This is a genomic window from Parasulfitobacter algicola, from assembly GCF_013315265.1.
GTDB lineage: Bacteria > Pseudomonadota > Alphaproteobacteria > Rhodobacterales > Rhodobacteraceae > Parasulfitobacter > Parasulfitobacter algicola.
Map to the genome: position 1 here is coordinate 88,748 of NZ_JABUFE010000011.1, position 13,419 is coordinate 102,166.

Annotated in this window: 11 protein-coding genes; 4 read left to right on the top strand and 7 right to left on the bottom strand. The window is 53.1% G+C overall.

The window, feature by feature from the left end:
- The first annotated feature begins 92 nt into the window (after nucleotides 1-92).
- Entirely contained in the window at nucleotides 93-1,061 is a 969-nt protein-coding gene (locus tag HRQ87_RS15990) for an OmpA family protein (RefSeq protein WP_174139447.1), read from the top strand.
- Between the two features lie 48 nt (nucleotides 1,062-1,109).
- Here the strand turns inward: HRQ87_RS15990 and ggt are convergent, their stop codons facing one another.
- Nucleotides 1,110-2,903 (bottom strand): gamma-glutamyltransferase, encoded by a 1,794-nt coding sequence (ggt, locus tag HRQ87_RS15995; protein ID WP_174139448.1) that lies wholly within the window; start codon nucleotides 2,901-2,903, stop codon nucleotides 1,110-1,112.
- 163 nt (nucleotides 2,904-3,066) lie between these two features.
- Here ggt and HRQ87_RS16000 point away from each other — a divergent pair, with 163 nt between their 5' ends.
- On the top strand, nucleotides 3,067-4,113 hold the full coding sequence (locus HRQ87_RS16000; RefSeq protein WP_174139449.1) for a serine hydrolase domain-containing protein: 1,047 nt from the start codon (nucleotides 3,067-3,069) through the stop codon (nucleotides 4,111-4,113).
- A gap of 69 nt (nucleotides 4,114-4,182) precedes the next feature.
- Here HRQ87_RS16000 and mmsB read toward each other — a convergent pair whose 3' ends face one another.
- The 5 genes from mmsB to HRQ87_RS16025 form a co-directional block, all read right to left on the bottom strand.
- A complete protein-coding gene (gene mmsB, locus HRQ87_RS16005) occupies nucleotides 4,183-5,049 on the bottom strand; it encodes a 3-hydroxyisobutyrate dehydrogenase (protein ID WP_174139450.1) in 867 nt (288 codons plus the stop codon).
- A complete protein-coding gene (locus HRQ87_RS16010) occupies nucleotides 5,046-6,089 on the bottom strand; it encodes an enoyl-CoA hydratase/isomerase family protein (protein WP_174139451.1) in 1,044 nt (347 codons plus the stop codon). The genes mmsB and HRQ87_RS16010 overlap by 4 nt, the downstream gene beginning before the upstream one ends.
- A complete protein-coding gene (locus tag HRQ87_RS16015; RefSeq protein ID WP_174139452.1) occupies nucleotides 6,086-7,228 on the bottom strand; it encodes an acyl-CoA dehydrogenase family protein in 1,143 nt (380 codons plus the stop codon). Before HRQ87_RS16015 ends, HRQ87_RS16010 begins: the two co-directional genes overlap by 4 nt.
- A gap of 127 nt (nucleotides 7,229-7,355) precedes the next feature.
- Nucleotides 7,356-8,273, bottom strand: coding sequence for a hypothetical protein (locus tag HRQ87_RS16020; RefSeq protein WP_174139453.1), 918 nt, complete (start codon nucleotides 8,271-8,273; stop codon nucleotides 7,356-7,358).
- A 49-nt stretch (nucleotides 8,274-8,322) separates the two neighbouring features.
- Complete coding sequence (locus HRQ87_RS16025; protein ID WP_343035346.1) at nucleotides 8,323-9,435, bottom strand: carboxylate-amine ligase; 1,113 nt, start codon at nucleotides 9,433-9,435, stop codon at nucleotides 8,323-8,325.
- A gap of 135 nt (nucleotides 9,436-9,570) precedes the next feature.
- On the opposite strand from HRQ87_RS16025, the gene HRQ87_RS16030 reads away from it, so the two are divergent.
- Nucleotides 9,571-10,554 (top strand): glycosyltransferase family 2 protein, encoded by a 984-nt coding sequence (locus tag HRQ87_RS16030; RefSeq protein ID WP_174139455.1) that lies wholly within the window; start codon nucleotides 9,571-9,573, stop codon nucleotides 10,552-10,554.
- 304 nt (nucleotides 10,555-10,858) lie between these two features.
- Nucleotides 10,859-11,836 carry a glycosyltransferase family 2 protein gene (locus tag HRQ87_RS16035; RefSeq protein ID WP_174139456.1) on the top strand — a complete coding sequence of 326 codons (978 nt, stop codon included), beginning with the start codon at nucleotides 10,859-10,861 and terminating at the stop codon, nucleotides 11,834-11,836.
- 79 nt (nucleotides 11,837-11,915) lie between these two features.
- Here HRQ87_RS16035 and HRQ87_RS16040 read toward each other — a convergent pair whose 3' ends face one another.
- Complete coding sequence (locus HRQ87_RS16040) at nucleotides 11,916-13,415, bottom strand: CoA-acylating methylmalonate-semialdehyde dehydrogenase (RefSeq protein WP_174139457.1); 1,500 nt, start codon at nucleotides 13,413-13,415, stop codon at nucleotides 11,916-11,918.
- Between the last annotated feature and the right edge of the window lie 4 nt (nucleotides 13,416-13,419).

Consider the following 13,419-nt stretch of genomic DNA (forward strand, 5'->3'; position numbering starts at 1 on the left):
CCGCCAAAACGTCTTACCGCCGGCATCAAATTCCACTATAAATCGACAAATATTATCGTTTTGTACAAAAAAACAGGGGGTTACCCATTTACATGTCTGGTCTTTTCAAACAGTTGCTCGCATTGGCAGTTATCCTCAGCACGCCCGTTCTGGCGCAGAATGATGTAGACGGCAGCGCCGATCACAGCCTGATTGGGCGATACCCTGGCTTTTATATCAGCAACTATCATACCGTTGAATTTGACAAGGCCGAGATCATGACCGGGCCTGTGTTCGAAGATGACAGCGGCACCGAACAGCTGCAGCTACTTGCGCTGGAAGGCACGGTGACAAACATTCAGTATCGTCTGAATGATGCAACAATATCGACCTTTCAGATCATGAAAAACTATGAACAAAGTCTTGCCGATCTTGGGGCCGACACCTTGTTTGCCTGTGACGGTCCCGACAGCTGCGGTTCGCTTGGTATTTTGATCAACAACATGATCAATGATCGCGGCAGTATATTTCGTGGTATGCCCGTTGACATCCCGGATGACTTCGCAATCCTGACCGCGAAAGTATCGCAGGGTGATACGACATCCCACATCATGCTGATTATCGGTGCCGATGATGGCAACGAACAGCGCTTTGTGAACCAATCGATTGTCAGCTCAAGCACGCTAGAGACTGGCAAAATCACCATCGGCAGCGTGGAGGAGGTTCAGGGCGGTCTGCAGCAAACGGGCTTTATCACATTGGATGGTGTTCTGTTTGACCATGATACGGCCAGTTTGACCGACGCATCGACCCCCGTTCTGACAATTTTGGCCGACTATCTGACACAAAACCCAGATATCGAGGTATTCATCGTGGGTCATACGGATAATTCTGGAAATTATGCCTATAACCTGGATTTGTCGAAAGATCGCGCAGATGCCGTTGTTGAAAATCTGGTCGCGCAGGGCATTTCGGCGGATCGTCTGACCGCTGTGGGTGTGGGCCCCGTTGCGCCAAAGGACACCAATCTGACCGATGCAGGCCAGGCGTTGAACCGGCGCGTTGAAATGGTTCTGAAATAATCCGTCAGGATGCTGCTGCAGAGAATTTTCCGCAGCAGCATCAAAGGTTTATTGCCCCAATGCAATCCCTTCACGCCGCGGATCTGCGCCACCGCGCAACCCGTCTTCACCGATGGAAATCGCGTGCAGACCTGATGTCAGATCACGAACGTTGACCTCAAAGCCCAACGCCTCAAGCGCGGCCTGGCGGTCTGTGGCGGTCGTGCCTTGTTCCAGATCATAGGTGCCAAAGCGATTGACAAGATGCGGCAGATCAATCGCCTGCTGCACGTCCAAACCCCAATCCAGATGCGCGATGATCGTCTTGGCAACATAACCGATAATCCGGCTGCCGCCCGGCGATCCCACAACCAACACTGGCTCACCATCTTTCAGCACAATGGTGGGCGCCATGGATGATCGGGGCCGTTTACCCGGCTCAACCCGATTGGCAATCGGCACACCGTCCGAATGGGTGCGAAATGAAAAATCGGTCAGCTCATTGTTCAGCAGAAAACCCCGCACCATCAGCCGTGATCCAAAGCCGTTTTCAATCGTTGTGGTCATCGACAGCGCATTGCCATCCGCATCCACAATAGAAATATGCGAGGTCGACGGAAACTCGATCGACTGATCATCCGCCCACATCAGCGCATGATCAAATTCCGGCGTGCCGGGGGATACTTCGGGCAAGGCATCATCACCCGCCAGCAACTCGGCGCGACTGGCGATATACTCGGGCGCAACCAGACCCTGCGTCGGCACTGGCACGAAATCACTGTCAGCCATATAGCGACCGCGATCTGCAAACGCCAATCGCGATGCATCACCAAGCAGGCGCCAGGCGTCATCACTGTCAGCGCCAAGCGTGGCCAGATCATAGCTGTCCAGCATCCCCAAAATCTGCCCAACCGTCAGCGCACCTGACGATGGCGGACCCATGCCGCAAACATCATGTTCGCGGTATTTCACGCAAACGGCAGGGCGTTCCTTGACCTGATAAAGTGCCAGATCGATGGAGGCCAACACACCTGGGTTACCCGCCGCAGTCCGCACGGTTTTCACGATATCATCGGCAATCGGACCGCTGTAAAAGACCCCTGCCCCTTGTGCTGCAATACTGCGCAGCGTATCGGCATAGGCCGCATTACGCAGCGTGTCACCTTCGGCAACAGCTGTCCCACCGGGGAAAAAATAATCACGCGTGGGGCCAAATCGCGACAGTCGGTCTTCGCCACGTGTCACCATCGCAGCCAGACGTGGCGATACCGGGAAACCGTCGTCGGCCAACACAATCGCATCTGCAAACAGGCTGGCCCAGTCGGACTTGCCCCAGCGATCATGTGCCTCTTGCATCAACGCAGGTGTGCCAGGCGTCCCGACAGACCGCCCGCCGACAACCGCATCGAAAAACCCCATCGGTTCGCCAGCGTCATTCTGAAACAAGGTCGGCGTTGCGGCCAAAGGCGCGGTTTCGCGACCGTCCAGCGTCGTCACATCACCAGTGCGGGCATCGTACCAGACCAGAAACGCACCGCCGCCCAAGCCGGACGACTGCGGTTCAACCAGACCCAGCACAGCCTGCACCGCGACCATGGCATCTGCGGCCGATCCGCCCGCCTCAAGTATACGCGCGCCAGCTTCGACCGCCAATGGATTGGCCGCAGCAACCATCCAGTTTTGTGCCTCAACCGGCTGACCGCCTGCTTTGGCATCCAACGCTGCCTGAACCACAGGTGATACATCCCCTGCCCCAGTCGCAGACCCGGCTTCCGGCGCAACCGCGTCAGCGGCCTCTTGCGCGAAAACAGGTAAAACAGAAAAACTCAGAACAAACGGATACAATAAATGGCGTGATAACATCGCACTCTCTCCTATTGTTTATCGTGACGCAGTACAGCTTTGTGCGTGCATACCGGCGCACCTTGGGCCAAAAGCGGTCTTGCGCGCAAGCGATGGTTTCGTCTTGAAGATCGGATAACACTCGTTATCCTTCCCTGACGGCAACGCTCACAGAGACATACCAATGAAATCTGTCATAAAAGGCGTAAAAATATGCGCAGTTTTAACCTGCATCAGCGGATTTTTGCACGCCGAGACACCGCATGACGCTATATCGCGCCTGACCGATGATCAGCCCTCTGTCATTGCCGGTTTAATGGTGACAGGCAGCGAAAAACAGACAATCGAAATCGAGATGTCACAGTTTCATTCCGTCGATGTGGCCGATCCATTGGTTGATATCGGGTCTATTACCAAATTCATAACCGCAGTGGCTGTCTTGCGGTTGGTGGATGATGGGGCCTTCGCGCTGGACACACCGATTTCGCAGCTGATTAAAAATGTACCGACCGATAAGCAACAAATCACGGTTCATCAACTTTTGACGCATTCAAGCGGGTTGATCGAAACAACAGGATCTGACGAAGAACAGCTGGACCGCATTGCATTTTTAGATCGTGTGATGTCGTCAAAGCTGATGCATGCACCGGGCCAGGAATATCTTTATTCAAATGCAGGCTATTCGCTTCTTGCAGCCCTGATCGAAGTGCACTCTGGCTTGTCTTATGAAGATTACTTACAGCGTCATCTGCTGGCCCCCAATGATCTGCCTCCGATCGGATACCAATCGGTTTATGACGAAGAAAGGTCCGTCAAAAGCAACCGCAGCCTTTTAACCTTTTTCCAAAGATCAGGGATCGCTGATGCAAGCTGGGGTGGATCTGCGCCAGGCTGGAACCTGACCGGAAACGGGGGGTTGGTCACAACAGCCGAAGGTTTTTTGCAGTTCTGGAATGCCTTTCACCAAGGACGGCTTGTGTCACCTGAACTGGTCAATCTGGCCTTGACGCCCCATGTGGATGAAGGCGACGGTGATACGTTCTATGGCTACGGTCTGGTTGTCCAAAACAGTCCGATCATGGGAACGGTTTACTGGCACGATGGTGGCAATGATCTTTTTTCGGCAGAATGGCGCCATATTGCAGATCGCAATCTGACGTTCTTTGTGGCCGGTCTTGGTGAAAATGCTTTTGACGGAATGTCGCGCCTAATGACGTCAATTCAGGATTGATCGAATACGAATTTCTCAATTTCGCCAAACCAAAGTTTGTACAAAAATTTTAGTACAAATTATACAAAACTACCGCGACCGGCTTGAAAACCGTGGCAGCATGGCGCTGAAATCACGGCCTTTGCCGTCTTCGTGTTCGACAAACTGCTCGTAAAGCGCAGTTGCGCGTTCGCCCATGGGCGTGTCGGCATCGACAGCTTCGGCCGCTTGCTGGCTAAGCCTAAGATCTTTCAGCATTAATTCGGCGGCAAACCCGGGTTTATAGTCATTATCCGCAGGGCTTTGCGGCCCCACACCCGGCGCGGGACAATAGGCGTTCATCGTCCAGCTGTAGCCCGAAGATGTACTGACCACATCAAACATCGCCTGTCGATCCAGCCCTAATTTATCAGCCAAAACAAAGGCTTCGCAGGTGGCAATCATCGTTGCACCCAAGATCATGTTGTTGCATATCTTGGCCGCCTGTCCGTTGCCCGACCCACCACAATGCACAGCCTTTTGCCCCATGATATCAAGCAGTTCCGCGACTTTGGCAAAACCTTCATCAGTCCCCCCCACCATGAATGTCAGGGTTCCTGCCTGCGCCCCGCCGATACCACCACTGACCGGTGCATCCATCGCCAAAAGCCCTGCATTTTCAGCGCCTTGCGCAACAGCGCGGGCACTGTCCACATCAACAGTTGAACAGTCCAACAGAATCGCCCCCGTATCCATCGCGGGGATCACCTGATCGGCCACAGACCGCAATATTTGCCCGTTCGGCAGCATGGTGATCACAACGTCAGCATCCCTTGCCACATCAGCAGCCGAAGACGCAGCAGGTATCCCATCCGGCACCCCCACCGGATCAAACCCGGTCACATCATGCCCCTCTTTGATCAGATTGGCCGCCATTGGACCGCCCATATTGCCCAGTCCGATAAATCCGATTTTCATGGCGTATCCTTTTCAAAACGCAGCGTTTCTTCGCCCAATGGCATCAACATCTGGCTGACAGCATTGCCCGGAATACTATCCAGATCATGCTGCCATTTCGGATTGCGATCCTTGTCGATAATCGCGGCCCGGACACCTTCCAGAAAGTCGCCATGCTCCATCGACCTGTGGGTAAAGCGATATTCCAGTTCCAATGCGCGGCGGATATCTTCGCTGCCGCGCATCCGGTGGATCATCTCAACTGTGCATGCCATCGACAGCGGCGCATTCCGCGATATGGTTTTCAACACGCTGGCTGTAAAATCTGTATCCTCTGCCCGCAACGCGCGCAGGATATCCCCCAGCGTTTCACCTGCGAAATACCTATCTATTTCAGACATTTGCGCGGCCATTACGCTGTTTTCGGGTGGTTGGGCCATCGCATCCACTGCCCCCCAGTCCCCCGTCGCAATCAGCTTTTCTTTCAAAGCAGGCCATTGTGTCACAGGCACAAAATAATCGGCAAAGCCTGCAAAAATTGCATCGCCCGCCCCCATTCGCGCAGCTGTCATGCCCAGATATTCGCCCAACCGCCCTGGCGCTTGTGCCAACAACAGCGACCCGCCGACATCAGGCACCAATCCGATCCCCGCCTCGGGCATCGCAATCTGGCTGGTCTCGCAAACAATTCGGTGCGAGCCATGACAGCCCACGCCCACACCGCCGCCCATGGTAAAGCCCTGCAGAAAGCTGACCACGGGCTTGGGGAATTCAAACAGCTTGGCATTCATGCGGTATTCATCGCGCCAAAACCGTCGGCCATAGCTATAATCGCCCGTTTTACCGCTTGCATACACTTGGGCAATATCGCCGCCTGCACAAAAGGCCCTTTCCCCTTCGGCATCAATCAACAACAGCTTGACCTCATCGTCATCCAGCCATTGATCCAGCGCCTTTTCGATCTGCAAACACATGTCGTATGTCAATGCATTCAAAGCCTTAGGGCGGGTCAATGTGATCCGGCCCGCAGTACCGTCTTTGCGGATCAGAATATCTGTCATGTGGTGGCCAGCATATGCCGCGCGACGATCAGGCGCATAATTTCGTTGGTGCCTTCCAATATCTGATGCACCCGCAGATCGCGCACGATTTTTTCGATACCATAATCGGCCAGATACCCATAGCCGCCGTGCAGTTGCAGGCATTGATCGGCGACTTTCGATCCGGCCTCGGTCACGAATTTCTTGGCCATGGCGCAGAATTGCGTGGCGTCGGGCGTGCCGTGGTCCAGCTTCCATGCGGCTTGACGCAGGAAGGTGCGGGCGGCCTGCAGTTCGATCTCCATGTCGGCCAGACGGAATTGCAGCGCCTGGAACTGGTCGATCGGTTTGCCGAAGGCCTGCCGTTCGCCCATATAGGCCAGCGTCGCGGTCAGGGCCGCCTGCGCGGCCCCAAGCGAACAGGCCGCGATGTTCAACCGCCCGCCATCGAGGCCCATCATCGCATAGCGAAATCCGTGGCCTTCGTCGCCCAAAAGGTTCTCGGTCGGGACGCTGCAGTCATCAAGCTGGACTTGACGGGTGGGTTGGCTGCGCCAGCCCATCTTGTCCTCAAGCCCGCCAAAGCTAAGCCCTGGCGTGTCATCTTCAACAATCAGGGCGCTGATACCCTTGGGGCCAGCATCGCCGGTGCGAGCCATCACGATGTAGGCATCAGAATATCCCCCGCCCGAGATAAACGCCTTGGTCCCGTTCAGGGTATAGCCTGCGTTGGTGCGGTCCGCGCGGGTTTTCAGGGCGGCGGCATCGGACCCGGATCCGGGTTCGGTCAGGCAATAGGAAAAGAAGGTCTGCATCGTTAGCGCGTCGGGTAAAAAACGTGATTTCACATCATCGCTGCCAAAGCTGTCGACCATCTTGACGCACATATTATGGATTGACAAAAATGCTGCGACCGAAGGGCACGCATGGCTAAGGGCCTCAAACACCAATGTTGCGTCCAAACGCGATAAATCTGCGCCGCCGCTGTCTTCGCTGACATAAAGCCCGCCAAAACCCAATTCGGCCAGTTTGGACCAAAGATCCTTGGGAATATTTTCGTCTTTTTCCCATTGCAGCGCAAACGGGGCGATATGTTCATCACCAAAGGCTTTGGCCATATCAAAAATAGCGATTTGTTCTTCGGTCAGTGCGAAGTCCATTTATGTCCCCCCCTCGCATGAATTGAACACTTGTTTATTTATTGACGCGCACAAGAAACATTGCAAGCCATTAAAAACAACGATCCAATCATGGAAAAACACGCGCTTTGATTGGGTTATATCATGCCTAAATCTGATGATCGGAATAAAGTCGTTTAAGCCGAAAATGTCGCATAGCGAAACGCCCATATCGATAGACAAATGGAACGATCAGACCACCACCACAAACAATCAAAATCATTAAAGTCCCGTGATCAATCGGCTTTTCCAGTCCGGCACCGATCCATGCAAAAAACCATAATGCGATCCCGAAAAGAAAAAATATCACACAAAGCTGGTACAATGCATGGCTGTTAAACCGCGGCAGCCCTAGTCCTGCTTCATATTCTTTTGTCACACTCAATGGACCAAGGGACAAAAGAATATATTCTGGATCGGTAAAGGTTTCTGATGTTGCGGGTATTGTGAGTGTATCGGGGTTGTATCGAATGATATTTTTGATAACAGCCGTCCGCCCACTGGCCGAAACCTTTGCAATACGCGCGTGCGATTGATCATTTTGGGCCGACATAAGCCTGTGCCAATGATAGGGGATCTGAACCGCACCCCTGTCACGAAAAGGCGCGTTGATATCAACGTGATAATTCAGTTCTTCATCGCTGCTGTTTTTAAGATCAAGTGATACGATATCAGCGTTTGTCAAATCCTTGGCATGGGCTTTCATCATGTGCGGAAACAAAGTTGCAAAAGCCAGTTTTTCGCGGCGCAGGCAGGCGATAGAAATATAGATCCCAACAGCGCAAATTAAGATGGCAAAACTGCCCAACCCGATGATCTGAGCGATGGACCCGTCATAATCGATTGCGTAAAAAAAGATCGCGCCACCTAAACCAAACGTTGGCAGCACAAAAAACGAAAACAGCGTTAAACCCATGCAAAATACCTTAAGCAAGATCATTTGCTTGCGATGGCGTATGGCGCGATGAACCCAAGACCATTCGGCAGGCGTCAGATCACTTGGCTGCAATTCATTCAGGGGGGACATCAATATTTATCAATCACTTTTGGACAGCATTCAAATAACTGAAGTGTGTCTATAAATCTTGGTGAAATTCTTCAATCAGATGCCGAACAACCGCTTTCATCGGATCCGTTTGTGCATCTGACGCGACACGCCTTTGGCGATCGGCACTGGTGCCATGGCTGACGATGCCACGCAGGGCTTCGACCTCGGCCAGACAATCCAATGCTTCTGCGTCTTGATGCACCAGATCGATCAATTCATCCATCAATTCTGGAAAAGGAACGATCTGGCGACGGCCGAAATCAATCAGCCCGTCTGTCACGCCGTAGCGCTGTGCACGCCAGCGATTTTCACCGATCAAAAAGCGGTCATATTCACGCCAGCGCAGGTTTTGTTCTTTCATCCGCCACAGCATCCTCAGCAAGGATTGGGTCAGCGCCGCAAGTGACAGCGTATGCTCCATCCTGGGGCTGACATCGCATATACGCGTTTCAAGCGTGGGATAATGATCAGACGGGCGCAGATCCCACCAGATTTTAGTTGTATCCTCGATCAGATCCAGATCGACCAGAACCTTGGCGGTGTTCTGATAGTCCGCCCAGCTTTCAAATTTGGGCGGCAGGCCGGTACGCGGCAAATTATCAAAGACACTGATACGGTAAGACGCAAGCCCGGTGTCTTCGCCCTGCCAGAATGGCGACGATGTCGATAACGCCAGCAGGTGGGGCAGAAAATAACTCATCTGCGGCATCAGATCCACGCGCAGCGCGTCATCTTCCAAACCCACATGCACGTGCATGCCGCAGATCAACATGCGCCGAGCAACACCGCCCAGATCTTTTTCAAGCGCATTATAGCGATCTTTATCGGTATGACTTTGATCCTTCCAATCCTCAAACGGATGGCACGACACGGCAATGGGGGCCAAATTATACTTGGCCGCCTGACTGGCAACACACGCCCGCAAACGTCGCAGGTCTTCGCGCGCCTCGGTGATATTCTTGCAAACCCGGGTACCGATTTCGATCTGACATTGCAGAAATTCGGGGCTGACCTGATCCTGCAATTCAGACTGGCATGCGGCCATCAGCCCGTCCGGTGCTTCGGCCAGGGCCAGGCTGTCGCGATCAACCAACAGATATTCTTCTTCTATTCCCATGGTGAAACTTGGCTGTGTTGGCACGTTATTTTCCTTCATTTCCCACAGAATTTAATCGGTTGGTCAGGCGTATGCAAAGAAACGGATACCTTGTGGCAGCGGATGCTGACCAAGATTTTCCGGCTCAATCTTGTAAGCATACTAAGGAATTTAACGATAATGACAATTTCAAGAATCGGCGTGGGTATCATAACGCATCGTAGGCCCGAAATGTTTACCGACCTTCTGGACAGTTTCGTACGTATGCAACACCCCGATGGGGCCGAACTGATTTTTCTGATTGTCGAAAACGATAAAAGCAAAACTCTTGAAGCCACAATTGATGCATTCCGCGCAAATGCAGGCGCGCCTGTTATCTATGAACTGGAACAGACCCCAGGCATCCCACATGCACGCAACAAAGTTCTGGATCTGGCCGTCAGACAGGGGTGCGATTTCATGACATTTGTCGATGATGATGAATTCGTGGACAAAGACTGGCTGGTCAAAATGATCGCAGCTATGCAAACGCGCGCGTTGGATTTGGCGGGTGGCCCAATCCGGCAGGTGCCTGAAACCCATGATTTGGGATATTGGCAAAAGCGTCTTATGGAAGTCACGGATAGCGCCCTGAAGAAAAGACACCATCAACGTCTGAATGCCTTTAAGAATAACATGGATAGGCACCTAAATATATATACGCATAACTGGTGTGTCAGACTGTCTGCCGTTCTAAAATACAACCTTGGTTTTGATCCAGATTTTGTTTGGTCAGGGGGTGAAGACACCAAATTCTGCAACGATCTGAGAAACGCAGGCGGTATGGTTGGATGGGTGCCAGATACCTGTGTCACGGAAACAGTTCCGATCAAGCGTTTAACAATTAGATATTATTATAAACGCACGCGAGATCTGACAATTTTGGGGCAGCAATTCAAACCACTCCCGCGCCGCAAATTGGCTTTAAAGGTTTTCAAAAGATCAACAGAGGCTGTTTTAGCAACACTGGCAATCCCATTCAAAGGCCCATCGTATTTTTTAAAAGCCATTAGAAAGCTGGCGTTAAGCGTTGGCATCGCAATGGTATTGGTGGGACGAAAAAGCAATCATTACAAAGCCACGTCAACCCAAGGTCAGCGTCTGAAAGTGGTTTCAAAAATCTAAATATTGAAACCTGTTTTAGCAGCAGCTTAGCAATCCCGCAAATATGGGCAAACTAATCTTGTGCCTTGCAAATTTTGGCCGCCTCAGTCACTGAGACATGCAATTGTACGGGTAAAACATGGCTAAAATCAAAGTTGGCATAGGGGCAATCACGCAGCAGCGACTTGAAATGTTTCAGAAATTATTAGGTGGCTTTACCGCTATGAAGCACCCAGTGCGCTTCGATTTTTGCTTGGGATGAAAAGCAACCATTATAGCGCCGCATGATGTATATTTTTCCACATGATCCGTCCATGGCAAAGGGATGAGCGAGATGAAACCAAAATCCAGCGTCGAACGCATTGCCATAGCTGCCGCAACACGTGGGCGGCCCCGTATGTTCGATCAATTATTGAAGACTTTGGCACAACTTCAGGTGCCCGATGATGCACAACTTGAATTCATATTTGTCGAAAACGATCAGGCACTTACGATTACCGATAGGGTAAACCAGTTTCAGTCAGACACCGGCTGGCCCGCCAAACCCGTTCTTGAAACTGAACAAGGTATCCCTTTTGCGCGGAATACGGCGCTTGAAACTGCGTTGGCGGATGGATGCGACTGGTTGGCGTTTCTGGATGATGATGAAGAAGCCGCATCCGATTGGATTGCGAAACTGGTTGACGGCGCGCGTGATGGCGGTTTCGATTTATGTGGTGGTCCCGTCGAACAACTTCGTCCTGTCGGTGATCTGACTTGGGTTCAAAATGCGGTTTTCGACTATTTCGAACGTATGGCAACAGAGCGGGCTGAAAAGCGAGCCGCAGGGCAGCAGACGAATTTGCATCTGGCCACAAATAACTGGCTGTGCCGTTTGGAAAAAGTCCGCCAGACAGGATTACGTTTTGATAACGGGCTAAGATTGACAGGCGGTTCAGACACCGACTTTTCGCGACGTGCCGAAGCTGCGGGATTTCGTCTGGGCTGGGTGGATAATGCGCGCGTACGTGAAGAAATTCCAGTGCAGCGTCTTAGCGTCGGCTATTGCTTTCGTCGGGCTCGCGATCAAACGATGGCTAAATATCACATGACTTACCGCAAGAATGGCAAGGCAAAGGTCGGCAAGGCCGTTTTTCACTTTATGTCCAAAACGCTGACAGGCAGCATTCGCGCCGCTTTGTTTCCGGTTTTGGGCAGCTATCAAGGGTTGAAAGGGGTTCGGTCCATTGGTGTGGGCGTGGGCTGGATCAGGGCCGCGTTGGGTCGTGAAAGCCGGTTATACGAACAGGTAACTGGCGATTGATCCTGCGCCGTCCCGGACATGATCCGGGACCTGTCACAGATTTCATCAGGCCCCGGATCATGTCCGGGGCAGCCAGCCCTTACTCCATCACCGGGATGCTGAATTCGCCACCCTCTTTAATACCAGACGGCCAGCGGGCGGTGATGGTTTTGGTGCGAGTATAGAATTTGAAGGCGTCCGGCCCATGCTGGTTCAGATCGCCAAAGGCCGATTTCTTCCATCCGCCGAAGGTATGATAGGCCAGTGGCACCGGGATCGGCACGTTGATCCCCACCATCCCGATATTCACGCGGTTCGCAAAGTCGCGGGCCGTATCGCCATCGCGGGTATAGATCGCGGTGCCGTTGCCGTATTCATGATCCATGGCCAACGCCAATGCCTCTTCATAGGTTTGGGCGCGCACGGTTGTCAGGACGGGGCCGAAAATCTCTTTTTGATAGATGTCCATATCTTTGGTCGCATGATCGAACAGATGGGCGCCAACGAAAAACCCGTCCTCATAGCCCTGCAAATTAAAGTTCCGTCCATCGACGACCAGCTTCGCGCCCTGATCAATGCCCGTTTGCACCAGCCGTTCGATATTGGCCTTGGCCGCAGCGGTTACAACGGGGCCATAGTCCACATCATTGCCGGATGTATAGGGACCGACTTTCAATGCCTCGACCCGCGGAACCAGCTTTTCGATCAGCCGATCGGCGGTATCATCACCGACAGGGACAGCCACCGAAATCGCCATACAGCGTTCGCCTGCGGCTCCATAGCCCGCCCCCACCAGCGCATCCGCGGCCTGATCCATATCGGCGTCGGGCATGATGATCATGTGGTTCTTGGCCCCGCCAAAGCACTGCACACGCTTGCCGTTGGTGCAGCCGCGACTGTAGATATATTCGGCAATCGGGGTCGATCCGACAAAGCCCACCGATTGGATGACCGGATGATCCAGGATGGCATCGACGGCCTCTTTATCGCCATTGACGACCTGAAGAATGCCCTTGGGCAGCCCCGCTTCCGCCAACAATTCAGCCAGCATCATCGGAACGGATGGATCGCGTTCCGACGGTTTCAGGATAAACGCATTGCCACAGGCAATTGCGGGGGCAAACATCCACATCGGGATCATGGCGGGAAAATTGAACGGCGTGATGCCGGCCGTGACCCCAAGCGGCTGACGCATGGAATACATGTCAATCCCGGGGCCAGCGCTGTCGGTGAATTCACCCTTTAGCATTTGCGGTGCACCGATGCAGTATTCCACCACTTCAAGCCCGCGCTGCACGTCGCCTGCCGCATCTGGCAACGTTTTGCCATGCTCGCGGCTGAGTGCTTCGGCCAGTTTATCCATGTCGCGGTTCAGAAGATGCACGAACTGCATCAGCACCCGCGCACGGCGCTGCGGGTTGGTGGCGGCCCAGGCGGGCTGAGCCTCGGCGGCGATCTGAACGGCGCGGTCCAGTTCATCTGCGCTGGCAAGCGGCACCTGCGCCTGAACCTCGCCTGTCGCTGGATTGAAAACATCGGCAAACCGATTTGACGTGCCTTTGACGTGTTCGCCGCCTATGTAATGTGCCAGCTCTTGCATCTTA